This window comes from Sphingobacterium sp. UBA6317 (genome assembly GCF_002440385.1).
Taxonomy (GTDB): domain Bacteria; phylum Bacteroidota; class Bacteroidia; order Sphingobacteriales; family Sphingobacteriaceae; genus Sphingobacterium; species Sphingobacterium multivorum.
Map to the genome: position 1 here is coordinate 45563 of NZ_DJTD01000032.1, position 24184 is coordinate 69746.

Annotated in this window: 26 protein-coding genes and 1 tRNA gene; 21 read left to right on the forward strand and 6 right to left on the reverse strand. The window is 42.0% G+C overall.

The window, feature by feature from the left end:
- Nucleotides 1-134: 134 nt before the first annotated feature.
- Complete coding sequence (locus B3E92_RS09910; RefSeq protein WP_070564399.1) at nt 135-878, forward strand: nucleotidyltransferase domain-containing protein; 744 nt, start codon at nt 135-137, stop codon at nt 876-878.
- Between the two features lies 1 nt (nt 879).
- Complete coding sequence (locus tag B3E92_RS09915) at nt 880-1614, forward strand: metallophosphoesterase family protein (protein WP_070564402.1); 735 nt, start codon at nt 880-882, stop codon at nt 1612-1614.
- Nucleotides 1615-1623: 9 nt separating this feature from the next.
- On the opposite strand, the gene B3E92_RS09920 is transcribed toward B3E92_RS09915, so the two are convergent.
- Nucleotides 1624-3111: an MFS transporter gene (locus tag B3E92_RS09920; protein WP_286896490.1), complete on the reverse strand. Its 1488-nt coding sequence runs from the start codon at nt 3109-3111 to the stop codon at nt 1624-1626.
- A 226-nt stretch (nt 3112-3337) separates the two neighbouring features.
- Between B3E92_RS09920 and B3E92_RS09925 the strand changes: the two genes are divergently transcribed.
- From B3E92_RS09925 to B3E92_RS09945, 5 genes are read left to right on the forward strand one after another with little or no spacing between them, the layout of a single operon-like run.
- Nucleotides 3338-4294, forward strand: coding sequence for a glycosyltransferase (locus B3E92_RS09925; RefSeq protein WP_286896493.1), 957 nt, complete (start codon nt 3338-3340; stop codon nt 4292-4294).
- Entirely contained in the window at nt 4291-6150 is a 1860-nt protein-coding gene (locus B3E92_RS09930) for a glycosyltransferase (protein WP_286896496.1), read from the forward strand. The genes B3E92_RS09925 and B3E92_RS09930 overlap by 4 nt, the downstream gene beginning before the upstream one ends.
- Nucleotides 6147-6731, forward strand: coding sequence for a D-glycero-alpha-D-manno-heptose-1,7-bisphosphate 7-phosphatase (locus B3E92_RS09935; RefSeq protein ID WP_286896499.1), 585 nt, complete (start codon nt 6147-6149; stop codon nt 6729-6731). The genes B3E92_RS09930 and B3E92_RS09935 overlap by 4 nt, the downstream gene beginning before the upstream one ends.
- Complete coding sequence (locus B3E92_RS09940) at nt 6709-8202, forward strand: PfkB family carbohydrate kinase (protein ID WP_286896501.1); 1494 nt, start codon at nt 6709-6711, stop codon at nt 8200-8202. Before B3E92_RS09935 ends, B3E92_RS09940 begins: the two co-directional genes overlap by 23 nt.
- A gap of 1 nt (nt 8203) precedes the next feature.
- Nucleotides 8204-9295 (forward strand): glycosyltransferase family 9 protein, encoded by a 1092-nt coding sequence (locus B3E92_RS09945; RefSeq protein ID WP_286896503.1) that lies wholly within the window; start codon nt 8204-8206, stop codon nt 9293-9295.
- Here the strand turns inward: B3E92_RS09945 and B3E92_RS09950 are convergent.
- Nucleotides 9249-10226 carry a glycosyltransferase family 9 protein gene (locus B3E92_RS09950; protein ID WP_286896504.1) on the reverse strand — a complete coding sequence of 326 codons (978 nt, stop codon included), beginning with the start codon at nt 10224-10226 and terminating at the stop codon, nt 9249-9251. The two genes, B3E92_RS09945 and B3E92_RS09950, sit on opposite strands and share 47 nt — an antisense overlap.
- Nucleotides 10227-10390: 164 nt before the next feature.
- Here B3E92_RS09950 and B3E92_RS09955 point away from each other — a divergent pair, with 164 nt between their 5' ends.
- Both B3E92_RS09955 and B3E92_RS09960 read left to right on the forward strand, forming a co-directional pair.
- The gene (locus tag B3E92_RS09955; RefSeq protein ID WP_286896506.1) at nt 10391-10945 is read left to right on the forward strand and encodes a type 1 glutamine amidotransferase domain-containing protein; all 555 of its coding nucleotides are present in this window, start codon (nt 10391-10393) and stop codon (nt 10943-10945) included.
- An 88-nt stretch (nt 10946-11033) separates the two neighbouring features.
- Nucleotides 11034-11285 (forward strand): Rho termination factor N-terminal domain-containing protein, encoded by a 252-nt coding sequence (locus tag B3E92_RS09960; protein ID WP_070564428.1) that lies wholly within the window; start codon nt 11034-11036, stop codon nt 11283-11285.
- A 107-nt stretch (nt 11286-11392) separates the two neighbouring features.
- Here B3E92_RS09960 and B3E92_RS09965 read toward each other — a convergent pair whose 3' ends face one another.
- Both B3E92_RS09965 and B3E92_RS09970 read right to left on the reverse strand, forming a co-directional pair.
- On the reverse strand, nt 11393-11596 hold the full coding sequence (locus tag B3E92_RS09965; RefSeq protein WP_070564431.1) for a hypothetical protein: 204 nt from the start codon (nt 11594-11596) through the stop codon (nt 11393-11395).
- Nucleotides 11597-11626: 30 nt separating this feature from the next.
- The gene (locus B3E92_RS09970) at nt 11627-12283 is read right to left on the reverse strand and encodes a response regulator (protein WP_286896508.1); all 657 of its coding nucleotides are present in this window, start codon (nt 12281-12283) and stop codon (nt 11627-11629) included.
- A gap of 214 nt (nt 12284-12497) precedes the next feature.
- On the opposite strand from B3E92_RS09970, the gene B3E92_RS09975 reads away from it, so the two are divergent.
- Nucleotides 12498-12713 (forward strand): hypothetical protein, encoded by a 216-nt coding sequence (locus tag B3E92_RS09975; protein WP_046676306.1) that lies wholly within the window; start codon nt 12498-12500, stop codon nt 12711-12713.
- A 138-nt stretch (nt 12714-12851) separates the two neighbouring features.
- On the opposite strand, the gene B3E92_RS09980 is transcribed toward B3E92_RS09975, so the two are convergent.
- On the reverse strand, nt 12852-13412 hold the full coding sequence (locus B3E92_RS09980) for a DUF4230 domain-containing protein (protein WP_046676305.1): 561 nt from the start codon (nt 13410-13412) through the stop codon (nt 12852-12854).
- A gap of 202 nt (nt 13413-13614) precedes the next feature.
- Here B3E92_RS09980 and B3E92_RS09985 point away from each other — a divergent pair.
- Nucleotides 13615-13688, forward strand: a tRNA-His gene (locus B3E92_RS09985).
- 62 nt (nt 13689-13750) lie between these two features.
- Here B3E92_RS09985 and B3E92_RS09990 read toward each other — a convergent pair.
- Nucleotides 13751-14530, reverse strand: a complete 780-nt coding sequence (locus B3E92_RS09990) for a class I SAM-dependent methyltransferase (protein ID WP_286896510.1) — start codon at nt 14528-14530, stop codon at nt 13751-13753.
- A 172-nt stretch (nt 14531-14702) separates the two neighbouring features.
- Between B3E92_RS09990 and B3E92_RS09995 the strand changes: the two genes are divergently transcribed.
- The 10 genes from B3E92_RS09995 (at nt 14703) to B3E92_RS10040 (ending at nt 24136) form a co-directional block, all read left to right on the forward strand.
- Nucleotides 14703-15659: a bifunctional helix-turn-helix transcriptional regulator/GNAT family N-acetyltransferase gene (locus B3E92_RS09995; RefSeq protein WP_070564440.1), complete on the forward strand. Its 957-nt coding sequence runs from the start codon at nt 14703-14705 to the stop codon at nt 15657-15659.
- 131 nt (nt 15660-15790) lie between these two features.
- Nucleotides 15791-16345: an RNA polymerase sigma factor gene (locus B3E92_RS10000; RefSeq protein ID WP_286896512.1), complete on the forward strand. Its 555-nt coding sequence runs from the start codon at nt 15791-15793 to the stop codon at nt 16343-16345.
- Nucleotides 16326-16598: a hypothetical protein gene (locus B3E92_RS10005; RefSeq protein WP_139144943.1), complete on the forward strand. Its 273-nt coding sequence runs from the start codon at nt 16326-16328 to the stop codon at nt 16596-16598. The genes B3E92_RS10000 and B3E92_RS10005 overlap by 20 nt, the downstream gene beginning before the upstream one ends.
- Before the next feature lie 12 nt (nt 16599-16610).
- Nucleotides 16611-17294, forward strand: a complete 684-nt coding sequence (locus B3E92_RS10010) for an ATP-dependent Clp protease proteolytic subunit (protein WP_286896514.1) — start codon at nt 16611-16613, stop codon at nt 17292-17294.
- Between the two features lie 96 nt (nt 17295-17390).
- Nucleotides 17391-17801, forward strand: coding sequence for a VOC family protein (locus B3E92_RS10015; RefSeq protein ID WP_286896516.1), 411 nt, complete (start codon nt 17391-17393; stop codon nt 17799-17801).
- Between the two features lie 78 nt (nt 17802-17879).
- Nucleotides 17880-18980 carry a DNA alkylation repair protein gene (locus B3E92_RS10020; RefSeq protein ID WP_204991154.1) on the forward strand — a complete coding sequence of 367 codons (1101 nt, stop codon included), beginning with the start codon at nt 17880-17882 and terminating at the stop codon, nt 18978-18980.
- A gap of 118 nt (nt 18981-19098) precedes the next feature.
- Entirely contained in the window at nt 19099-20640 is a 1542-nt protein-coding gene (locus tag B3E92_RS10025; RefSeq protein ID WP_286896518.1) for a M20/M25/M40 family metallo-hydrolase, read from the forward strand.
- A gap of 66 nt (nt 20641-20706) precedes the next feature.
- Nucleotides 20707-21123, forward strand: coding sequence for a nuclear transport factor 2 family protein (locus B3E92_RS10030; RefSeq protein ID WP_286896521.1), 417 nt, complete (start codon nt 20707-20709; stop codon nt 21121-21123).
- A 237-nt stretch (nt 21124-21360) separates the two neighbouring features.
- Complete coding sequence (locus B3E92_RS10035) at nt 21361-22713, forward strand: DUF3472 domain-containing protein (RefSeq protein WP_286896524.1); 1353 nt, start codon at nt 21361-21363, stop codon at nt 22711-22713.
- Between the two features lie 235 nt (nt 22714-22948).
- Nucleotides 22949-24136 (forward strand): serine hydrolase domain-containing protein, encoded by a 1188-nt coding sequence (locus B3E92_RS10040; protein WP_286896526.1) that lies wholly within the window; start codon nt 22949-22951, stop codon nt 24134-24136.
- Nucleotides 24137-24184 lie beyond the last annotated feature (48 nt).

The following is a 24184-nucleotide window of genomic DNA, read 5'->3' on the forward strand; positions in this document are numbered from 1 at the left end:
CGGTAGGAGCCTTCCCTGTTCCCTCATTTTTCAAATTGAGTACTTTTACCTATTCAACAGGCGGATAATACGTTTTCATCGACAGTCAACAAACTACTGCATTTAATTGACTGTCTTTAAGAAAAGCAAACGATATGATTCATTTAGATAATCCACCTGAAGATTGTCTCGCCTTCTTTCAGGATACATTGCGGCTGCTCCAGGATAGCGGAGCACAATTTATGGTGGGCGGTGGTTTAGCCATGTTTCACTACACGGGGATCATACGGCCTATTAAGGATATGGATATCTTTTGCAAAAGCAGCGAATACCCAAAAATTCTTAAACACCTTGCCGCTAATGGTTATGAGACCGAATTGACAGATGTGCGATGGCTCGCCAAGATTTACAAAGACCCCTATTTCATTGATATTATTTTCGATAGTGTTAATCACAATTGCACTGTTGAGCAGGATTGGTTTGACAGAGCACCTGAAGGTACTCTTTTTGATGCTGATGTACGTTATGTACCAGCAGAAGAGCTAGTATGGTGTAAGCTATATGTACAAAACAGAGAGCGGCATGACAGCGCCGATATTAACCATATTTGGCTAAAATATGGAAAAAGTTTGGACTGGAACCATTTACTAATGCGAATGGATCAACATTGGCACCTCTTGTTGGCTCAAATGCTCATCTTTCAGTTTACTTATCCGCATGACTATCGCGATATTCTCCCAAAAGACTTATTTGATGAGCTCATTAAACGCGCAGCGGATCAATATGAATTGCCTCCTTGTTTGGAGAAAGTTTGTCTGGGACCCTTGATAGATCAAACGCAATATGAAATTGATATTAAAGAATGGGATTATAAGTCATACACAATAAAAACTGTTTAATATGAACAAGAAGACAACCATAGCCGCATTGGGCGATATACATATGAATGCAAACCAGCACGGAAAATGGAAAACCAAATTTGAGGAGATTTCGGAAAAGGCTAAAGTCCTTTTACTTTGCGGTGATCTAACAGATACGGGGGATGAAGAAGAAGCAGAATTACTCGTTGCTGAACTCCAATCCATTAAGGTTCCAGTCATCGCCGTACTGGGAAATCACGACTATGAGAAAGGACGACAAAAGCAGATCCGCCAAATTTTGACAGACAGTAAAATTACGGTTTTGGATGGTGAAGCTATCGTGATCGAAAATATTGGTTTTGCTGGCGTAAAGGGCTTTGGCGGTGGTTTTGACCGTTATATGTTATCCATGTTTGGTGAAGATGCCATGAAAAGTTTTGTGCAGGAAGCTGTAAACGAATCGTTGCTTTTAGATCGAGCTTTGGCGCGCCTCGAACAAGAACATGCAGACATAAAAAAAGTTGCCTTAATGCATTACGCGCCCATTGCTGAAACTGTTTTAGGTGAGCCCGAGCAAATTTATCCTTTTTTAGGGTCAACGCATTTAATGGAACCTTTGCAACGGCGTAAAGTAAGTGCTGCCTTCCACGGGCATGCGCATGCCGGAAAATTCAAGGCCCTGTCCCCTTCTGGAATACCGATTTACAATGTGGCAGTGCCTGTTTTAATGGCCCAGCATGGAAGTGAAGCCGGCTTTGCATTCATTGATATTTAGCATTATTTTTTACTCGTCCGAAATTGCGTTATCTGATGCATTGGTTTTTCGTTTAACAATCTGCTTGAGTTGGGTATGAATCGTGATAATATTCCCCACAAGTAGGCTTTCTTTCAATCCGGCACGAAAACGTTTTTTCATAATACGTTTGACAAGCTGTGGACTTACTTCGCCATTTTCCTGTACCTTTCCCAGCCAACGGAGCGATATAAATGCCAGAAGTGCGGCAATAAGGAATAGAAAATTCCATTCATGCAGATAGATCAGTTTGGCGATAGTCTGGAGGTTGGGACTTTTCCAGGAGATGCTAATCTGAAGCTCGCGAGTTGCAAAATAATCAACTAACAATCCTCCTAAAATAGGCCCCAAGGCTGTAAAAAACGAAGCGACCATATTTTTTACAGTGATATAGACAATTGCATCTGTCTTGGGAGCGAGTTTCAGGCCAATGTTTGTGAGGGCGAGATTAATGCCTCCAGTGGAGATTCCCGTCATGATATGCAGAAATAGGAGTAAAAGTAAATTGGGCAATGCACGCGAATAGATTCCGACAAATATCCATAATAAAATGCAACAAATGTAAATGGGTGCTGTGAGGTAGATAATACTTTTATTACTATAACGATCCGAAAGGTTTCCCCATAAGCGTAGGCCCAGGACACTAGCTATCTGACTGAAAACAGTAAGCAGGATGACTATTTTCATCGAAAGCCCCAATGTTTTTAACATAAAGATCGTAAAAAAGGGTATCGCTAAATTAATCGCCAACAACCAAGCCGCATTGAAGATCAATAAATTTTTAAAATTTTTATTTTTAAGCGGCTGTAGCAACAAACTTCCCAAATGTCCCCCAGACATCTGTTGTTTGGGCTCTTTGGCCTGTACCAAAAAAAAGGCACCAACTGCTCCTATAGCCCCTGCGATTAAAAAGTATATGCCGTACAGCTTTGGTAGTTGCATAACGGCATGATTGGTATAATAGTCAACTAACGCTGCGACAATGATGCTAACTGTAATATTCGTCAATTGCATGATGCCCGTGCGCTTGGAAAAATAAGTACCCAAACGTTCCTCAGGAACGAGGTCTTTAATCCAGGAATTCCAGCCTGCGCCACCTATCGCGCTGAGAAGGTAATGGATGAACATAAAACTGAGCAAGGTCGTAAAAGAGAAATCGACTTCCCGCCACATTAAAAGCCCAACCACGACCAAAGGCATTTTTGCAAGAAATACAGCGAATACGGTTATTACTTTCCGATTCGGGTAAATCTGCATGACAAGAATGGTTAACAGCTGGGCAAGATTACATAAGGTTGGAAAGGCCGCCAACAGTCCCAGCTGAAAGTTACTTGCTCCCATCAACAAACCTGCTCCGACCAAAATAACACCGCTGCTCAAACAGACAACAACCTCTGAACATACACCGTCTATGATGACCATTCGGAGGCTTTTGTCAATATCTTGTGTTTCGAGATGATGTACCGGTCTGAGATCCATAGCCTTTTCTCATGAAACAGCTGCTCCAGGATGTTAGTTCCCTTAAAATGAATTAATGAGCTTAATACGTTCGGCGAAGTACTTCCAACATACAATTGGGTATTAGTCCATCCAACCAAGTCGTTACCACAGCCGTTCATTAAGCAAAGGTTAAAAGCGCGTTTCCTTCTGCGAAATTGAATCGCTAAAAACGGCGTTTTTCCATTGTTGAAATTAAAAATTGTTTATGACACACAAACCACGCGTATTAACATGGCATATCCATGGATCGTACTTGTATTATTTATCCAAAGGTGACTATATCTTATATATTCCATATACGCCCGAAAGAGGACCTCGCTATGGCGGACGGGGAACAACCTTCCCTTTTGGCGACAATGTGATTGAAGTTCCTGCCGGCGAAGTGCGTAATCTTGACCTAGATCTTATCCTTTTTCAATGCGATGAAAATTACTTGGAAGATCAATATCTGATCCTGTCTGAAGCGCAGCAACAGTTACCTCGTATCTATATTGAACACGACCCGCCATGGCAGCATCCCTGTGATGAAGTTCATCCAGTCACCAATCCAGCCGTTACACTGGTGCATGTGACACACTTCAACCAGTTAATGTGGAAGGCAAATATTCCGGATGTACGTGTCATCACACATGGTGTAGATACACACGATGTCGCTTACAATGGTCGATTGGAAAAAGGGATTGTCGTTATCAACAACCTTCCCTCCCGTGGACGCATGCTAGGTAGCGATATTTTCAAGTATGTACAAAAGCAGGTACCATTAGATCTCATCGGAATGGGTAACGAACCCTATGGGCTTCGTGAAGTGCTCCATCCGCGCCTACCCGAATTTATTAAAGACTATCGTTTCTTTTTCAATCCAATACGGTACACAAGTTTGGGCTTAGCAATCTGCGAAGCTATGATGGTGGGTCTTCCCATCGTTGGATTGGCTACCACAGAGCTTTCTACCATTATTGAAAATGAAAAAACAGGCTATATCGGCTTAGAGATCGAAGAGCTCATCGCTAAAATGAAAATGCTGCTGAATAATCCCCAACATGCACAGCAGCTCAGTGTAAACGCACAGCAGAAAGCAAAAGAGCTTTTCGACATAGTTCGATTTGGACAACAATGGGAGAATTTAATTAATGAAAAAATTCATCAATATATACTATCATGAAAAAAAGAATAGCTTTTATTAGTGATCATGCCTCACCCTTAGCGACCCTCGGAGGTAAAGACAGCGGCGGCCAAAACGTTTATGTTGCCGAGGTTGCCATGCAGCTCGCTTTGATGGGCAATCAAATAGACATCTATACGCGATGTGAGCATCCAAGCCGAGAAGGGGTCGTCCTCTGGAAACCAAATATAAGGGTCATTCATATTGTCGCAGGCCCCAAAGATATACTCCCAAAGGAAGAGCTTTATGGACATATCGATGAATTTACCGCCCATACAATCGAATTTATGACCGCTAACCAGCTGAGCTACCAGTTGGTACATGCGCATTTTTGGCTGTCAGGTATGGTGGCCATGGAAATCAAGAAACAACTGCATATCCCCTTTGTTATTACTTTTCATGCCCTAGGTGCGGTTCGCCGCTTACACCAGGGGGGCTCAGACAAATTTCCGAAAATTCGTGAAAAAATTGAGAAAGATATCATTTGGGCAGCCGAACGCGTCATTGCCGAATGCCCAAACGATCTGAAGGACTTGATTCAACATTATCAGGCGCCACAGGATAAAATAGAAATTATTCCCTGTGGTTTTAATCCGGCTGATTTTCATCCAACAGATCGCACCGAAGCAAAAGAAAAGCTTGGGCTTGATTCCGCATACACCTACATTTTGCAACTTGGTCGCATGGTGAAACGAAAGGGAATAGACAATGTGATCGAAGCCTTTTCTCATGCGCACCATGCGCTGCCCGAATTGCGGCTATTGGTCGTTGGTGGAAATCTGGCGACAGCGGAAGACCGCGCAGAATTTGATCGTCTGCATCATCTGTGTATCGAGTTAAAAGTGGAAGATAAGGTCATTTTCACGGGACAACAGAGCCGTGATCTGCTTAGGTACTATTATGCTGCAAGTGAGCTTTTTATCACCACGCCGTGGTACGAACCATTCGGGATTACTCCGCTGGAATCCATGGCCTGTGGTACGCCCGTAATTGGTGCCGATGTGGGCGGTATATCGTTTACGGTAAGGCATGAAGAAACCGGCCTTTTGGTAGCGGCACAACAGCCACAACAATTGTCTGCTGCGATTGTTGACCTGATAAATAACGACCGTAAACGATTGAAATTTTCTGTTAATTCCCTACGCCATGTTAAATCCTTTACGTGGAAAGTGGTCAGCGAAAGCATTGCGCAGCTTTATGCACAATGTTTGCCTCAGGATACCGAAAAAGAAACAATTACACAAATCAAGCAAAGCTTTTTGGGTTCCTCAAAGACCTTCGAAAAAGCGGCAGAATCTTTGGCGCTTGGCATAGCCAGACTGTCATCTAAAATGGTTTCCGTCTTGCGTGAAGGTAAAAAAATCATGATCTGCGGCAATGGTGGTAGTGCCGCGGAGAGCCAGCATTTCGCTGCCGAGCTCGTGGGTCGATTTGAAATACCACAGCGTCCCGGCTATCCGGTGATCTCGCTTAACGCTGATGTGGCGGTTCTCACCGCATGGGCAAACGACTTTGGCTACGAAAGCGTATTTGCAAGACAGGTACAGGCACTTGGGCAACCAGGAGATATGCTGATCTGTTTAAGTACAAGTGGCAACTCGCCCAATATCCTAAACGCATTGAAAGAAGCCAGTAAAGCTGGGGTCATTTGTGCAAATTTGCTGGGAAAAGATGGTGGCGAGGCCACGCAATTCGGAGATCATAATCTCATAGTTCCTTCCGATCACACGGCCCGTATTCAGGAAGTACAGCTACATATTATTCACCAGCTCTGCGCACTGGTGGAACAGCGGATGGCAAATCTGAGCAGGAAAAATGAACACTTCGTTATACATAATAAATTGATCGCATCATGATGGAGAGCGCTGTATTTCTGGATAAGGATGGAACGCTGATTAAGGATGTTCCCTACAACGTTGATCCCGCACGCATCGTTTGTTATTCCGACATTTTTGAGCCTCTAAGAGGGTTACAAAAAAGGGGCTATAAGCTCATTGTTATCAGCAATCAGTCGGGTATAGCCCGACGTTATTTTACAACTGAAGATTTGGATGTCGCTTTTTCAGCATTGCACGAACTACTCCGCTACGAGCACATCCAATTAGACGGTATCTATTATTGTCCACATGGCGATGTCATGGACGAACCGCAATGCTCCTGCCGTAAGCCTTTACCCGGCATGCTCTATCGGGCTGCCAAGGAGCTAAACATAGATTTAAAAAAATCCTGGATGATCGGCGATATCCTAAGTGATGTCGGCGCCGGCCGTGCGGCAGGCTGCAGGACCATATTGGTCGACCGAAGCCAGGAAGAAAGGAAACAGGAGCGAATTTCTGATCCTAAATATACACCAGATTTCATCGTAGACGATTTTTACGGATTGGCTCAACTTATCAACTCAGAAAAAGTAGATTATGAAAGATATAGCATTAAATAAACTTGTCGAAAATGGTTTTGACAATCCACGGGTCCTTGTTTTGGGAGACTGCATGCTGGATATTTATCTAGATGGGGAATGCAAGCGGCTTGCTCCCGATGTCGCCGTACCCGTGCTCGATGTCCAATCCGTAGAATATTGCCTTGGCGGAGCCGGGAATGTGATCACGAACCTCAGCAATATGGGGGCCGTCGTGTCGGTCGTTAGTCTGTTGGGCGACGATAGCAGTGGACAGACAATAGCACGCAGTGTGCAGCGACAGGGAATTGACACGGGTGGCCTGCTCTATAATAAAAATTGTCAGACACTAACAAAAACACGATTACGTAGAGATGGACACTGTCTGCTTCGTTATGATATTGGTCAGAAGTATCATTTTAGTACAGCGCTGGCCAACCAGTATCTGACAGCGGTTAAAAAAGCCCTTCAACATGTCGATATTGTTTTTATTGCAGATTATGGAAAAGGTAACATTACGAATGAGCTCATCCTGCTGCTTGCCGAAGAACAGCAGATTGAGCCAAAAATTATTGCTATAGATAGCAAAGATTACGACAAGTATGCATGCCTAAATCCCGACTTAATTAAGCCCAATTATGACGAAGCAAGAAAAATCCTGAGCCAGGAAGAAGAGGATGACCGCCTAACACAAGCATCGAAATGGCCAGAAAGCCTAGCTGCCTTGTCGCAGGCGAACTGGGTGGCACTTACCCTCGATAAGGATGGTGTCATCCTGTCTAAAAAAGGTGGTTCAGCAAAGCACTACCGGGTTCCCGCTTTAAAAGAAGGTAATTTCTCCGGCGCTGGCGACACCTTTCTGACCGTGCTTTGCTTGGCTTACTATAATAAACTTGATGCGGATATTGCGATAGCACTGAGTATAAAGGCAGCACAGATCGGTATACAAAAAAATGGTACAGCACATTGTAGCTGCACGGAATTAGCCCAGCGCCTTACGAACAAAGATGATAAATTAATTACCGACCTGAATCATCTTGAAGCACTATGCGATGGACTTCGGAAAGAAAATAAACTCGTATTCACCAACGGTTGTTTCGATATTTTCCATGCCGGCCATGCCCATTACCTCGGTGCAGCTAAGGCACAGGGTGATATTTTGATTGTCGGCATCAATACAGACGAGAGCATCAGACGTTTAAAAGGAGCAACAAGACCTGTCAATTCGCTTGACGATCGAATTGAAGTATTGCGGGCGCTTGGAGCTGTAGATTATATTGTACCGTTTGGTGATGAATTATCGGACAACCCTATCCCGATCATCGAGAAGGTTAAACCGCATATCTTTGTAAAAGGTGAAGCATACCAAAATAAAGAACTGGCAGAACAAGGGCTACTGCAAATACTAGGGACACAACTCGTGTTTATTCCGCATGTCCATCAGCAGTCGACCACTAAAATCATTCAGCGGGTGCAAAAAAAGGACAATCAACTGTTAAAGAAAATCAGCTAAGATGGGTACATGGAAAGATTGTAAAAATATGCTGATCATTCGCTTAGACAATATGGGCGATCTGATCATGAGTAATGCAGCGCTTCAGGAAATTAAATCAGCGAATGGAAATTGTAAAATCACATTACTTGCGTCAGAAATGGCTGTTCCCATTATCCCCTACCTTGGTACCGTTGATGACTATATACAATATGATGCCCCTTGGATGAAATTGAGCTCGCATGACACGGTTGCTTCGACTGAAGCATTGATTAAAACCATTAAAAAGCGGCAATTTGATAGTTGTATTATCTTCAATGTATACAGCCAAAATCCAATGGCTTCGATCATGCTGGCGTATCTAGCGGAAATCCCCCTGCGAGCGGCTTATATGCGCGAGAATCCCTATACGTTGCTTACCCATTGGATACCAGACAGAGAACCCCTCTTTGAGGTACAGCATCAAATAGCACGTGACCTCGAACTGGTGAGACTGCTTGGCATCAGCCGGTCAGTCAATCGATTACCGAGCCTAATTGTGCCGCGAGGTCAGTTATCGAATTTAATTCCTTTACGTGGGGGGAAACAGATTATTGTCAATTGTGATGTTTCGGAGCAAAAAAGACGAATTCCCCGTGCTGTCGCACAACAATTGACGCGGCAGCTGCTTGATTCAGCATTTCAGGTCATACTTGTTGGCAAGGAATACAACGATTACCTGAGATCATGTTTTTCAGAACTCGTAAGGGAAAATCTGATTAACCTTATTGGAAAGACGACAATTGATGATCTCCTACTCCTCGTAGTACATGCAGATGCTGTGCTCACGGTCAACACGGGCGTTGCTCATATTGCCTGCGCGCTACAAAAACCAACGTTGGTCCTTTACGCTCAGACAAACCCGCAGCATATCCCATGGTCGCAGGATACTGACTTTATCCTTTACCCCGTCGACCCTGCTCTGCGCTCCAAAAATACGATTAACAGCTTTGTCGATAAGCAGAATGGATCATCTAGAATGACACCGTTAAGTGTTGAAAATATCATGGATAAATTGAATTCATTACTTAAGCATTCCTCCCAAAAACAGACAGCGCCGGAAGGACCCGTCTGATCTCGCGTACAATATGCTCTATGGCGATAGGTTTGGTCAGATCAAAAGTGGTATGCAGTGCTGTGTTGAGTGGACCCCAACGCTCGGGCTCACCATCTAGACTTATGACCACACTTTTTGCTTCTAAAGCAGCGGCAATATGGGATATTCCTGTGCAGTTGCATACAAGTAAAGTCGATTCCTTCAAAAGACAGCCAAGCGTACCCAAATCAAGTCTGGAACAGAGGTTAAGCACAGGTCCTTCAAGTATGCGCTGCAGTTCATTGACCAAAGATTCTTCAGCACTTACCCCTGTCAGGATAATCTGATATCCCATTTGCTGCATTAAGGTCCCAAGAAATCCGAAGTTTTCAATAGGCCAGCGTCTTTTGGCGTCCCGACTTCCCACATGGATAATAACGAAAGGATAGTTTATTTCAGCTTTTATTTTCCTATAGGCCTCCCAATCCTCGGGAAATAAGGGGAAATACATTGTACGGTTTGGAATTTTTAAACCTAGAAATTCCATAAGAGCTAGGTGCCTGTTCACCTCGTGAAGCTTTCCTGGATAAGTCATCCAGTCGGGGTTGTCAATTGAAGCTGTTGGTTGAAATCCTACAAGTCGCTTTGCCGCAAAATTCTGTAAAAAATCATTCACCACAGTTCCATCTCCCTGCATCTGAATCAGAAGGTCAAATTTTTCCGCTTGCATCTGCTTGACGAATCGTTCAAGATTGTCGGGATTATATGCAATTTCGGGAAGCTGCGGATGCCCGGGAAAATCCACATATTCATCGATGCAATCAAAGCGTTCCATCAATGTACGCATATGGGGCAAGCTGATAAAGTAGAGCTTGGCATTGGGATAATGCGACTTCAATGCCCTGACGGCGGGGATGGAACACAGGAGATCGCCCAGCTGAAGGGCCCGAAAAATAGCTATCTTAAACATACCATCGATTTTAAGGATAGACAACCCCCAAAGAAATACGGTTTGATTTATTCCTTTTTATCAATCAAAACGCTTTTCCTACGCTAAATCATATTATTTCAAACCTTCGCAGATTTACATCCGTTCTCTTGAAGTATAGAAAGAACGTAAATAAAATTAGTGATATGGAGAATTTAAAGAATAAGCGGATAGCGATATTGGTCGCGGATGGATTTGAAGAAATTGAACTGACTAGCCCAAAGGAAGCCTTGGAAAATGCAGGCGCCAAAACAGACATTATATCACCGGCTGAAGGAACAGTGCGGGCAAAAAATGGAGATGAATGGTCAAATGACTATCCTGTCAATGTTGCTCTGCAGGAGGCAGAAGAGAATCGATATGACGGATTGCTGCTACCAGGCGGGGTCATCAATCCTGATAAATTGAGGACGAATAAAACGGCTATTGCATTGATCAATGCTTTCTGGGAACGGGATAAACCGATCGCAGCCATTTGCCATGGACCTCAATTACTGATTAACGCGGATCTGGTGCGTGATAAAAAAATAACGTCCGTTGAAGCCATTCAAATGGACCTGATTAATGCAGGCGCATTATGGGAAGACAGCGAAGTGGTGATTGACGACAAACTTATTACAAGTCGTACGCCCGACGATCTGCCCGCTTTTAATAAAGCCATCATTAAAGCGTTTGCGACAGAAAAAAAGAACAAAGCGTAGTAGTACAGTTTCAATAACGTATAAAATCGGCCAACCTTTAGATCTTGTAACATGTTCAGCATATAAATAACACATAAAACAGTATATTATGAATACAACAAAAAGTTCAAGCCATACGACTGCCAAAGGGCAATCGCAAAGCAGCAATGCTAACAAAGAAAAAAAATCAGCGACAACAACAGGAAAAAGTGCTTCAGCGTCTAAAGGATCGCAAAACGGAAGTTCTGATAAAACCAAAGCTGAACTCTTGGAAATGGCAAAGAAAATGGAGATCACCGGGCGTCACGATATGACGAAAGATGAACTTGCTAAAGCCATTGAGAAGCAGGGCAAAAAATAGAAATGTCATTCACGGACAAGTGCCGATTAGCCCTGAAAATAGATACAGATTTTCAGTTAGAAACTAAGCTTAACAGAAAGACCCGCAATTTTAAATGCGGGTCTTTCTTATTTCTTCCTTTCTTTTGGCCTATCTGTAGGATCATTGGGCATCTCGTTCAACTGATCCACCTGCGGGTCTACTCCGGCCTCGGCGTCGCCCTGATCCTTATCGCCTACATCTCGCAGTGTCTCTCCATTTACACCTAACTTGACCTTTTTCTTTTTTTCCATTTCGGTTCCGACGACGCGGTTTTCATTTTTTGTTGCCATATTCCTCTATTTTTTGTTTTTATTGTTTAATCAATGTAAGAGCATGTGATGAAAACCGAAGCTGACAAGACCAGCTGTATTTTTTGTATTCGTTTTCTCGATCAGTTTCTGTCGGTGCCCTTCCACCGTACGTTTGCTCAAAAAAATACGCTCTGCAATTTCGCCGTTGGTGTATCCCTGTGCGATGAGTTCCAAGACATGCAATTCGCGTTCTGAAATATCATATTTTAACAAAACACGATTTAGGTCTGGAGCCCTGTCCGCAAAGTTTTTATAATCGTTAAGGCAGGAAACACTTAAGGAACCACTGATATATTTTTCTCCTTTGGCAACCTGCCGTATACCAAAAAGTACCTCATCACAACTACTATCTTTCACTAAATAGCCATCTGCTCCAGCACGCAATACATCTGCGGCAATGTGTTTGTCATTTTCCATCGTCAAGGCAAGGATTTTTATATCGGGGTATTTCTGTTTAACGAAATCAATGAGGGCTATTCCGCCCATTTCACCCATATTAATATCAGTAAGGATCATATCTGGTCGCTGATTGATTTTTAATACATCTAAGGCTGCTTCAGCACTTTCAACATCAGCCAAAACAGTAATGTCATCTTGCGTTTCTAAAATCAGCCGAAAACCACTTCTTACCAAATGATGGTCGTCGACAAGGACTATCTGAATCATAGCTATCTGTTTAATGAACTTATGTACTTCTAGGAACAGCACCCAATTGTAAAAAGTTTCTTACAATTGAATTTATCTAAAAAATAAAGAAAATAAGATTGATTTTCTTTTTCTATCATAATAGCAAATTTAGAAACCGAAACGCTTTTGACTTGAGCTTTGTTCTCCTACTAAGTGCATGCAGGTGGCATGCCATCATTAAACGATAGATAATATGAAGAACTCAACAAAATTAATTGCCGTCAGTCTATTATGCTTAGCAGCCTATGGATGTAATGGCGCTAAAACTGATGATCAAAAATCACAGGAACTGATGCGTGATTCCGTTCCCAACGATACCACGACGATACAATATCGCGACACCACATCTGCCGAATCCCGTGGAGAAATCCCGCCGACACCACAGCCGGATACAACGACAAAAAAATAAAACGAATGTAACTTGGCTATTGTTCTTGGCTTGATAATAGCATAATTATGAAGTCCTCCCGTCGTGAGATGGCTGAAGATTAGATTTATTGTAGAGAGCTAGACAATGTAAACATTGTCTAGCTTTTTTATTTGGGCACTATTCGAAGGTCAGATTGATTTTCGAAAATCCCAATCCCTGTAAGAGCGGTTTAAAAACGGTGGTTGCATTGGCCTTGGTCTGCTGCAGGATATCCGATTTCTTTACATCATCAGCAACAGCTTTTTCTGCAGCTTTATAAGCTTCATCCACGAGCTCTGCTTCGCGCAAGAAAGCCATTTTCGTATCATAGACTTTGGACGCCTCGTGGTCGATCTTGATGTAACAAATTTCAGGAGCCGGCAATTTGATGGAGACCGAATCCCCCAAAACCGTGATATCTTCCGGACTAAGTTTCGTCAGATTTACACAGCCTACAGCATCTGCTTTCACGATGAGTAATACACTTGCATCCGGTAAAAAAGTATTCACGTTTTTGTGCTCCACAACATCACTGTAGCGGTATTTAACCAATTCCAGTTTTCCCATGGCTTCAATGCGGTCCACCAACAGCTGATGTTTGCTTTCCACTGTCGGTCCGCTGTTATATTTATGATACACAAACCAAGCGCCCACTGCCAAAATGGCTACGATAATTAAAAATTTTAAAAATTTTCCCATAAACTATACTATACAAATTAAAGACCAAGCTGCTCATTTAGGTATTTAACCTGAAAATATTACCTCAATATTATTCTCTAGGTTCACTGAACGGGCATACTTGAAAATTATACCTTTTGATAGACAATTGTTTAGTTAAAAAGTTTAAAAAACATTTGGAACATATGAGCTATAATACTACTTTTGTGACATCAAAATCACGGTAGGTATAGCTCAGTTGGTTAGAGCACTAGATTGTGGTTCTAGGGGTCGTCGGTTCGAGCCCGATTACTTACCCAAAAGGCAGATCATTTGATCTGCCTTTTTTGTTTCTAGTCCCGTCTGTTTGCTCCCGTCTGTTAGCGCCACATAAATCCGCCAATACGGAAAAAGCGGAGCAACTTGTTGATCACGGTTAAAGCAGGTTTCTTAATCTTCCATTTTAATCCATCGAATCCTGTGGGGGCCGCATTGAAATCTTTCACTGTCGCCGCCCCTGTTTTCATATGTATCGGCGCTTCATCCCTTCGATGTTTCTCCACCACCAGGATGCTATCATAGTAGTGTAGAGACTCTACCGAACGCGTAAATCCGTTGACCTTCAATCCGCGTTGCTCGGAATGGTAAGCATTGATGTAATCAATAAAATTTTTACTATACTCAATAAAAGTGCCGTTCCTTTTATGGCCACCACCATAAAATACCTGGTAAGATGTATGTAAATCTTCACAAAGGTATACACCATTATCTTTCACATGATCAAAAAGCTCCTCAAATGTCACAATCTGTTGTTTCATCGTATGGCCCCCATCATCAATCAATATATCGATCGGCGGAATAGATTCCTTTACCTGACGCAGAAACTTCCGGTCGGACTGCGAACCAATAAAGATCTCGACATTTTCTTCTTCGAGTTCCTTACAGTGCGGATTAATGTCTATACCGTATATTTTTGCACGATCACCGAAATAGTTCTTCCACATCTGCAGACTTCCACCCTGAAAAACCCCAACTTCCAACACCACGATCTCTTTGCCTTTGAAACGACTAAAATGTCTGTCGTATATATCGAAATAATGCATCCATTTATTGATTAGCTTCGCATTATTATTTCGGAAATAAGTTTCTAACTCGTTCATGTCCTTCGGTCTATTTTAAGGGGTTCTGGTTTTTTATGTGTTGAATTTATTGAAATATAACGAAAAAAGCAACGATATATTTTTCTCCAGTCTAATTTTAAACTTCAATTTTAAAACATTCAAATTATTTTCCTACATTTACATAACTAGTTATATAATTACTTATAATACGATGGAATTATTTGAAAAAACAGGAAAAATAGCCTTAGGTAGCAGATTGCGCTACATGGCTTCCAACATCACAGAAGAAGCCGCCCGGATACACGAGCTTTATCAGATTGAATTTGCACCCAAATGGTTTCCCGTATTCTTTATTTTATCTGAAGGTGATTCCAAGACAATTACTGATATAGCAACAGAGATTGGCCACTCCCAGCCATCGGTCACTAAAATCGTTAAAGAAATGATCGAAGCGGGCCTACTTGAAGATAACCTTCGCTCTATGGATAAACGGAGAAATATGGTTGGATTGAGTAATAAAGGAAAAATGCTATGGGAAAGAATGAAAATTCAATGTATCGATATCGATCGTGCCATTGATGGGATTATCCAGGAAGCTACGCACAATCTATGGGAAGCTTTAGCGGAATGGGAATTTCTCCTTGAACAAAAATCCTTATTGAAACGGGTGCAAGAGCAAAAGAAAATGCGTGAAAGTAAGGATATCAACATTGTACCGTACAATCCAGCCTACCGCTTAGCATTTAAGTCCTTGAATGAGGAATGGATTTCCACCTATTTTGAATTGGAAGAGGCGGACCATAAAGCACTTGACAACCCTGAGGAGTATATTTTGGCAAAAGGCGGCAAAATTATGGTTGCTCTTTATAATGACAAGCCCGTAGGTGTATGTTCACTTATCAAAATGAATCATCCCGATTTTGACTATGAATTGGCAAAAATGGTGGTTTCCCCAACAGTGCAGGGCAAAAATATAGGCTATCTTTTGGGAAAAGCAATTATTGAAGAAGCAAAGACTCTAGGGGCTTCAAAACTGTTTCTCGAGAGCAACACCATTTTAAAACCTGCGATCAATCTCTATCACAAGTTAGGTTTTCAAAAAATCAATGGCTTTCCAAGTACTTATCAACGCTGTAATATCCAGATGGAACTGGATTTAAAAAAATAGCCTTGCGCAGTAGAAACATACACTGGAATGAGTCAACTCAGATAAGCGAATGAATGCTTCCTTTTTTTAGGGAAGCATTTTTGTTTAATTAATTTTCAAATAAAAGGTGATACTTTTCGCTAAATTGGTACATGTCTATAAATGATATTGCTATGCAACAATTGATCAATTCAAATCGAACAATAGACCGGCAGTTGCTCTTTATGAACTTGTATAAAAGTACATTTCCTATCGTGGCTAAGTACGTCAGTCGCATGGGCGGTAATTTAGATGAAGCCAAAGATGTATTTCAGGACGCTTTACTGGTGTATTATGAAAAGATACATTTAACAGAAACACCACTAAACAACGCTATTGGTTATTTGTTCGGAACAGCCAAAAATCTATGGCTTAAACGGTATGGTCAATCCAGCCCAAACCTCTCCCTAGATAAAGTGGATATTGCTTTGACAACCGAAGAGTCTCCTTCTAGCGCAAGGCTGTTTCGCTTTTTGGAGATTGCCGGGCGCAGATGTTTAGAACTTTTGAAAAGCTTCTATTATGATCAAATGTCCCTGCAAGAAATTGCGGATGAATATGGCTATTCGGGCGTAAGGAGCGCCACTGTACAGAAATTCAAATGCCTGGAGAAAGTTAGAGAATCCGTTAAAGAAAAATCCCTGGTTTATGATGACTTCATGGAATGAGACCCAGCAGATAGAAGCATATATCTTTGGAATGGCTGAACCAGAAGAAGCATTGCTTTTTGAAGCGCAATTGGTATTGGACGAAGAATTGGCAGACAAGGTTATTGCGCAACAAAAAGCTTATGAAGCTATTCAGCAATTTGGGCGCAAACAATTAAAAACTGAAATTGAAGCCATAACGCAAGCATTATTTACATATCCTGAACATGTCTCTTTTAGAAAAAAAATACTAAAGTTATTTCGCAAATCCTAAATTCTTAACATCATGACGATTGACAAAAATGAGTTCCGCAAATTTGCGGTAGGACACTGCTATGTCCAAAAAGATCTGGTGGATCATTACATTTCCGGTATCGAGCAATCCCGCATGCCGCTTGCCATGACTCCATATATCACCGAAGAACGCGAATTGCGCGTATCACAGATGGACGTATTTTCCAGATTGATGATTGACCGTATTATCTTTATGGGTGCTGCCGTAGAATCCAACATCGCCAATATCGTACAAGCCCAGCTGCTATTTCTTCAATCTGTTGATCCCAAAAAAGATATACAACTGTATATCAACTCTCCTGGCGGCGAAGTTTATGCTGGATTAGGTATTTATGATACGATGCAATTGATCAGTCCTGATGTTGCAACAATCTGCACCGGTATGGCACTCTCTTTTGGCGCGATATTACTCTGTGGCGGCGCCGCCGGCAAGCGTAGCGCCCTGCAGCACGCACGGGTGATGTTGCATCAACCGCTGGGCGGTGTTCAAGGGCAGGCATCTGACATTGAAATTACAGCCAATCAAGTGTTGAAAATAAAGAAGGAGCTGTACGATATTATTGCCAAACATAGTGGACAAAGCTATCAACGTGTACATGATGTTAGCGACCGGGATCACTGGATGGTTGCTGCAGAAGCAAAAGAATTTGGAGTTATTGACGACGTACTGACCTAGCGATGATCATTAAATTTATGAACAATTTAAAACGGACTATTGACAGACTATTGTCAATAGTCCGTTTAATTTTGTTATCAATAAATTTAGATCATCATGAAATTAACATCCATTCGGCTGATTGCAAATGACATCCAGCAATCCGTCACATTCTATGAAGAAATCCTGGGCTTCACCGCGCAATGGTTTACACCAGATTTCGCTGAAGTTTCCACCAGTTCGATTACCATAGCTATTGGAAGTACGCGTACGATGCAAATGTTTAGCGACAGCCCCACTGTCTTTGGCAACACGGCCCCCATTATTATTGAATTTTTAGTGAAAAATGTAGATCATGAATATATTCGGATCAAAAATAGTGCTTCAAAAATCGTTCAGGAGCCGACAACAATGCCTTGGGGCAATCGCTCATTGCTTTTTTGTGACCCCGATGGTAACCTGCTTAACTTTTTCACGCCACTGAGCCCTGAGGCCATCAAGAAATTTGGTTTAGACGCTACTAACTAGTCTGCTCATCTGACAAGATACTAACATCGAATATAGTATCTTGTCTTCATTAATTGACATTTAACAGCTATTCAGCTCATGGCCCTCATTAAAGATATATATACACGGGAATTCTATCAGTTTATTGCTGATCAGTTCCACCGCGTTGATAACAATTTTAACAGAGAACAGTTTATCAAACGTGTTTTTGCAGGCAGTTTTCATGAAATGGAATGGAAACAGCGCACAAAACATAGCACAGCGGTCTTGCATGAATTTATGCCGAACTCCTTTCCTGAAGCAGCGGCCTTACTAAGACAAGTTGTGGAACATCTCCTAAAAACGAAGCATCCGGGAGGACTTGAATATGTTATTTTTCCAGACTATATCGAAACTTACGGCATCGAAGATTTTGAAACAGCTGTACAGTCATTTGAAATCGTCACGAGATTTATCAGCTGCGAATTTGCCGTTCGTCCATTTATTATCAACTATGGATCTCGAATGATCGCGGAAATGGAAAGGTGGTCCAAAAGTCCACATGCTCAGGTACGACGCCTTGCAAGCGAAGGATCTCGACCCCGACTCCCTTGGGCGATGGCAATTCCATCGTTGAAAAATGACCCTACTCCTATCCTGTCCATCCTACAAAACCTCCATAATGATTCATCCGAGAGCGTCAGAAGAAGTGTAGCCAACAATCTCAACGATATCGCTAAGGATCATCCCCATCTTGTCTTGGGTATTGCCCAGCAATGGAAAGGTATCAGTAAAAATACAGATGCTATCATCAAACATGGCTGCCGTACCTTACTCAAACAAGGGCATCCAGCAATTCTAAGCTTTTATGGACTGGATAGTAGCGATTTCGATGTTACCAATCTCAGTATTCATACACCGGCTGTTAAAGTAGGTGAACATCTTATTTTTTCTTTTGAAATCGAGAATGGAAGCAGCACCGCTAAATCACTACGTCTGGAGTATGGGTTATATTATCAAAAATCAAATGGCCAGCTATCTCGAAAGGTTTTTAAAATTAGTGAACGAATTTATCAGGGAGCTGAGATAAACCGTATCGAGCGAAAGCAATCTTTTAAATTGATTACCACCCGGAAATTCTATGCTGGGAAGCATAAAATCTCCATTATTGTCAATGGGCGAGAAATGGTCCAACAGGAATTTGAGCTATTGCACATTTAATTGGACATAAGAAACAAACGAAGGGCTTTCGTGTTCTACTAGAAACAATAGAATATGCGCTGGATGACTTTTTCCAAGGTATATGTGGTAGGTGGTTTATATTAATATGAAGTCTGTTATGAAGAAAATTCTCTTAATCTTTTTTGTCTCACTTATTCTATTTCTCATTGGGCTTTTCATTAGAACGCTGACTTATCCGTTTACGCGAGTCAAAAAATCGGAAGTGGCGCCAATGCCGCCAGCGGTCAATGACAGTATTGTTGCCCGAATTGCTGGCGGTATCAAAATAGCCACCATCTCTATCGGCGACTCGACATTATTTAATCATGCTCCTTTTGAAGAACTTAATAATTACATCAGGTACAACTTTCCACTGATCTATCGCTCGCTGGAAACCTATACAATCAATGGTCATGCGCTGGTCTTTCGACTCAAGGGAAGCGACAAGAGCTTGCTTCCGCTACTCTTTCTTTCCCATACGGATGTCGTCCCTCCTGGTTCAGCTGCCATAAAAAACAACGATTCATCACTATTTCGGCCTAGCGACCAGGCGATACCACCTGTAAGCGAAATCGCCGAAGAGTGGGGCTATGCACCGTTTTCGGGGGCAGTAGCCAACGGCCGCATTTATGGACGTGGAAGCTTAGACATGAAAGGCATGCTTTTCTCCTTACTTGAAGCGACAGAACAACTGGTTCGAGAACAGGTACAGCCCAAGCGGGATATCTACCTCGCTTTTGGTTTTGATGAAGAAGTTGGGGGCGTACGTGGCGCAGCCAAAATAGCAGACTACTTCAAAGAAAAGGGCCTTAAATTCGAAGCCGTTTATGACGAGGGTGGACTCATTCTGGAAAAGGGCTCGGTCGAGGGAATCAGCTCGGATGTAGCATTGATCGGTTGCGCGGAGAAGGGATTTTTATCCCTGAAAATAAAGGTTAAAGGTCTTGGTGGGCACTCTTCGATGCCCCCAACAACGAGTGCAATTGGTCAAGCGGCAGTCATCATGCAGCGCTTAGAAAATCACCAGATGAAAGCGCAGATCAACCCCATTATCCAAAACTTCTTTCAACAGGTTGGTGGCAGCATGCCTTTTGCCTCCCGCTTTGCGATCGCTAACCGCTGGCTTCTTGAACCTTTACTTCTGGCTCAACTAACGAAAAACCATTCGACTAATGCTCTCGTGCGAACAACTACGGCACTGACAATGATGAAAGGCAGCGATGCCCCCAATGTCCTTTCACCTGAAGTTGAATTTGTTGTCAATTTTAGACTGCTACCCGAAAACACCCTACAGGAAGTTCGGGATCATGTCGAGCAGGCTATAAGCGGGTTTGATGTTGAGATAGAACAGGTCGACAATGCCCGAGAAGCATCCAAAGTCTCACCAACAGACGCTAAAGCCTACAAAATGATGGAAATTGCTATCCGCAGACTATACCCCGATCTTATTATTACGCCCTACCTGACGGTGGGCGGAACCGACGCCATCAAATATCAGCATCTCAGTGATCATATCTATCGATTTATGCCCATTAAAATTAATCACGCCGAACAGCAGAGTATGCATAGTACCAATGAATACATCAGCATTGAAAACTACCTGAAGATGATAGACTATTTTTATTACATGATGCGTCACTACGACGATGAAACGATTTAACCATGGACAATCTTCGCAATTACATTCACACACTGGTTGATTTTTTAACAAACACAGATAAGAAATATGAAAACAGACAATAACGCACTCTTGGAATTCGAAAAATTTATGGCTATCCGATTGAAATCCTCAACAGATTTTGTGGAGGGCCATTTTCACTCTCTTAAAGACATTTCTGTCTCGAATGAGCCGGCAACAATTTTTCCGCCCAATGGAATATACATCTCTGGGGTATCCGAGGTCAATGATTTTAATCAAAAAGGAGCTTCCAATTTCCTTCCGGGTGCAGAAAACAAATTTGAAGTGATCCATCAAGATGTATGTGATTCGCTAGCTTACTGGACGGGTATACAACGTTCGACAGTCAACGTAAAAGGGCGAGATACAGCAGTGATTTTCAATCTCAGAATCACCGAAATCTTCAGAAAAGAGCAAGGCAATTGGAAGCTTATGCATCGACATGCCGATAAACTGGCCGAATAATCGAGATGGCTTAGCAAATCGTCAGATAAAACGGCTGTGTGCAGCAAACCACTGGAGACTATTTAAGCTATTGCGCATTGCAGCATTTACCTAATGATAGTTCATTAAATAAACAATGGCGACTATCTAACGTATCCCTTTTGTTACAAAAGCAATTCACACAAACGATTGCATTGAATAATTTTCGTTTAATTTAATTGTATTTGTAAAATTAGAGTCAACAATTAAATTTAACTTATGAGATATCCCAAATTTACACTACTGCTTTGTGCAGTATTGGCAAGCTTTCTGTCTTGCAAAAAAAGCGAGGTGCACACCAATTTAGAAGAGAAATTATCGCTCCGTGCTGCATCCCCTGGAGCAAGCGGATACGAAGTTCCCTTAGGTGGTAATGCCTTTGTTACTTCAGCACCTTCCGGTGCAGTTGAAGTCATCAATAGCAATGGCTTGGCAAACTGGACCAATGCCAATAGCGTGATTAGTACCTACGCCAAGGTCCCCCAAGCAGGCGCTTTACGTGTTAAAATAAGGGCTAAAGTATTACCGTCCGGCGATAGCAGTACGGTGAAGTTAACGATCAACGGTGTAAGTAAACAAATCAAACTTAAGGGTGGAACCCCTAAGGATTACACTGTTGGTACCTATTCGCTAAATGCGGCGGGTTATATAAAAATGGATCTTCAAGGTGTATCCAAGTCAGGTGGTTACTTTGCCGATGTATCCCACTTGATTTTAGATAGTTCGGCAACGAATGGCACAGTAATTTATAGTGACAATAATGTAGATAATACCTACTATTGGTCGCGACGGGGTCCATCCTGCCATTTGAGTTATACCATTCCAACAAATCAGCAAGTTTCCTATTATTATAGCGAGGTGAAAGTCCCCGCTGGAGAAGATAAAATAGGATCTTACTTTATGGCAAATGGCTTCGGCCAAGGATATTTCGGAATGCAGGTCAATTCAGCGACAGAGCGCAGAATATTATTTTCTGTTTGGAGTCCATATAGCACCGATAACCCATCACAAATACCTGCAGAGGACCGCATTACATTAAATAGAAAAGGTGCAAATACCACGACAGGAGAGTTCGGTGGCGAAGGTTCTGGCGGACAAAGCTACCTCAAGTTTAATTGGACTGCCGCTACTACCTATAAATTTTTATTGAAGGGAGAACCTGATAATAATGGAAGTACTGATTTTACAGCATGGTTTAATGATCCTTCGACCAATACTTGGATACTCATTGCAAGTTGGAAACGTCCCAAAACAAATACTTATTTAACAGGATTTCATAGCTTCCTCGAAAATTTCAACGCCGACAACGGCTTTCTGGGACGTTCGGCAGAATATAGTAATCAATGGGTTCGAACATCTGCTGGAACTTGGCTGAAAGTCGTGGAAAGTACCTTTACGGTTGATGCAACCTATTCCAATAACCAGCGGATAGACGCCATTGGCGGAATAACCGGGAATAGCTTCTTCCTGAAAAATGGCGGTTTTTTCAATACTGTCGTAAATCCCGGAACGAAATTTACACAAGCAGGTACTGGCACAGCACCTTCAATAAATCTAACAACACTGCCGTAATACGCCTGTTTACAGCAAATTATTAGTAGTTTATATTCCATGTAAAGGGGCGATACGTTCAAATGAAGTATTGCCCTTTTAAAAACTTAACCTTGTGATATTTACATAACAATTTGTACCTTTCACTAACACTTTAATAAAATTAGCTAATCCCCCGCCTTGGGCAGGTTGTAAACCCAATGGCTTTTCCGAATACCGACGATAGATTCCAGCATCAAGAACAATAAACTTGTTTATGAATATACTATCCAAACCCTTATTTATCCTATTGAGCACCCTGTTGCTAATTAATAGCCTTTCATCAAACGGACAGTATCTTTCACCCATCAATACTGACCATAAACTTAAAAACCAACTCGATACAATTGTAAACTGTTCCGTTGTTGATTATCTTTCCAACAACAATACATTTAGTGTGTCTATTGGGATTTATATTAAAGGGCACAAAACAACCTACACCTACAGTAGAGAAAAGTTACCAAACGCCGATCACTATTACAACATTGGATCGGTGGCGAAAACGTTTGTCGGCGCTCTACTTGCGCAAGCGGTCCTTGATAAGAAAATCAACCTCGATGATGATATCCGTAAATACTTGCCGGGAGGTTATTCCAATTTACAATACAGCGGCCATGGAATCCGCGTTAAGCATCTAGCAAATCATACTTCTGCCCTTCCAAAGACTTTCAGATCGCTACCTACCAAAGTTGTCGATAGTTTAAGGGGGCTCACTATTCCGGAACAGGTAGACTATCTTGGAAAGTACAGTCGTGACAACCTATTGGATGATCTGAGGAAAGTCAAGCCCGACACCGTCCCAGGTACAAAGTTCAGTTACAATAGCACGGCTGTGATGGTACTTATTTCGCTACTGGAAAGTAGCTATAAAGATTCCTATGAACATCTTATCAGCGCATATCTGAAGGGACACCTCGGTATGCACTATACAACCCTCTATTTAGATGAGTCACAAATAAACGACGTTGTACAGGGCCACGATAATAAAGGTCAGCCTGTTCCATTTGCGAATTTGAGCGGGTTTTACTTTGGTCCCACAATGAATTCAACGATCAATGATATGTTGATCTACATCGAAGCCAACCTCAAACTAAACGATAGAGCCCTTGGTCTAACACATCAACTGACTTATGGAAAAGACGATGGATTTGGTATGGGGCTCGGTTGGATGATCAATCGTGATGAACGTGGGGTTCGCTATTTCTATCACGATGGAAATACTAAAATAGGCTACAATACCTTGTGTGTACTTTATCCCACAGATGATTATGGCATCATCATTATAGTCAACGATACAGTTGATCAACGCAAGGTCAGTGAACTTGAAGATAACATTAGACATCAGTTATTACTGTATGATCGGCGACAGGTTCAGCCTTCATCTTCAGCAGAAAATAAGGATTAAAATTAAGTTATCATTAAAAAAATATGTCACATGTGTCCTAAATAAATT

Excerpts from the sequence above, each read along its gene's own strand:
- B3E92_RS09970 (WP_286896508.1), bottom strand. The coding sequence starts at position 12,283 with ATGATTCAGATAGTCCTTGTCGACGACCATCATTTGGTAAGAAGTGGT.
- B3E92_RS09925 (WP_286896493.1), top strand. The coding sequence starts at position 3,338 with ATGACACACAAACCACGCGTATTAACATGGCATATCCATGGATCGTAC.
- B3E92_RS09955 (WP_286896506.1), top strand. The coding sequence starts at position 10,391 with ATGGAGAATTTAAAGAATAAGCGGATAGCGATATTGGTCGCGGATGGA.
- B3E92_RS09990 (WP_286896510.1), bottom strand. The coding sequence starts at position 14,530 with ATGAACGAGTTAGAAACTTATTTCCGAAATAATAATGCGAAGCTAATC.
- B3E92_RS10005 (WP_139144943.1), top strand. The coding sequence starts at position 16,326 with ATGATGACTTCATGGAATGAGACCCAGCAGATAGAAGCATATATCTTT.
- B3E92_RS10010 (WP_286896514.1), top strand. The coding sequence starts at position 16,611 with ATGACGATTGACAAAAATGAGTTCCGCAAATTTGCGGTAGGACACTGC.
- B3E92_RS10015 (WP_286896516.1), top strand. The coding sequence starts at position 17,391 with ATGAAATTAACATCCATTCGGCTGATTGCAAATGACATCCAGCAATCC.
- B3E92_RS10020 (WP_204991154.1), top strand. The coding sequence starts at position 17,880 with ATGGCCCTCATTAAAGATATATATACACGGGAATTCTATCAGTTTATT.
- B3E92_RS09995 (WP_070564440.1), top strand. The coding sequence starts at position 14,703 with ATGGAATTATTTGAAAAAACAGGAAAAATAGCCTTAGGTAGCAGATTG.
- B3E92_RS09975 (WP_046676306.1), top strand. The coding sequence starts at position 12,498 with ATGAAGAACTCAACAAAATTAATTGCCGTCAGTCTATTATGCTTAGCA.
- B3E92_RS09980 (WP_046676305.1), bottom strand. The coding sequence starts at position 13,412 with ATGGGAAAATTTTTAAAATTTTTAATTATCGTAGCCATTTTGGCAGTG.
- B3E92_RS09910 (WP_070564399.1), top strand. The coding sequence starts at position 135 with ATGATTCATTTAGATAATCCACCTGAAGATTGTCTCGCCTTCTTTCAG.
- B3E92_RS10025 (WP_286896518.1), top strand. The coding sequence starts at position 19,099 with ATGAAGAAAATTCTCTTAATCTTTTTTGTCTCACTTATTCTATTTCTC.
- B3E92_RS09960 (WP_070564428.1), top strand. The coding sequence starts at position 11,034 with ATGAATACAACAAAAAGTTCAAGCCATACGACTGCCAAAGGGCAATCG.
- B3E92_RS09945 (WP_286896503.1), top strand. The coding sequence starts at position 8,204 with ATGGGTACATGGAAAGATTGTAAAAATATGCTGATCATTCGCTTAGAC.
- B3E92_RS09920 (WP_286896490.1), bottom strand. The coding sequence starts at position 3,111 with ATGGATCTCAGACCGGTACATCATCTCGAAACACAAGATATTGACAAA.
- B3E92_RS09965 (WP_070564431.1), bottom strand. The coding sequence starts at position 11,596 with ATGGCAACAAAAAATGAAAACCGCGTCGTCGGAACCGAAATGGAAAAA.
- B3E92_RS09935 (WP_286896499.1), top strand. The coding sequence starts at position 6,147 with ATGATGGAGAGCGCTGTATTTCTGGATAAGGATGGAACGCTGATTAAG.
- B3E92_RS09940 (WP_286896501.1), top strand. The coding sequence starts at position 6,709 with ATGAAAGATATAGCATTAAATAAACTTGTCGAAAATGGTTTTGACAAT.
- B3E92_RS09930 (WP_286896496.1), top strand. The coding sequence starts at position 4,291 with ATGAAAAAAAGAATAGCTTTTATTAGTGATCATGCCTCACCCTTAGCG.
- B3E92_RS09915 (WP_070564402.1), top strand. The coding sequence starts at position 880 with ATGAACAAGAAGACAACCATAGCCGCATTGGGCGATATACATATGAAT.
- B3E92_RS10035 (WP_286896524.1), top strand. The coding sequence starts at position 21,361 with ATGAGATATCCCAAATTTACACTACTGCTTTGTGCAGTATTGGCAAGC.
- B3E92_RS10000 (WP_286896512.1), top strand. The coding sequence starts at position 15,791 with ATGTCTATAAATGATATTGCTATGCAACAATTGATCAATTCAAATCGA.
- B3E92_RS10040 (WP_286896526.1), top strand. The coding sequence starts at position 22,949 with ATGAATATACTATCCAAACCCTTATTTATCCTATTGAGCACCCTGTTG.
- B3E92_RS09950 (WP_286896504.1), bottom strand. The coding sequence starts at position 10,226 with ATGTTTAAGATAGCTATTTTTCGGGCCCTTCAGCTGGGCGATCTCCTG.
- B3E92_RS10030 (WP_286896521.1), top strand. The coding sequence starts at position 20,707 with ATGAAAACAGACAATAACGCACTCTTGGAATTCGAAAAATTTATGGCT.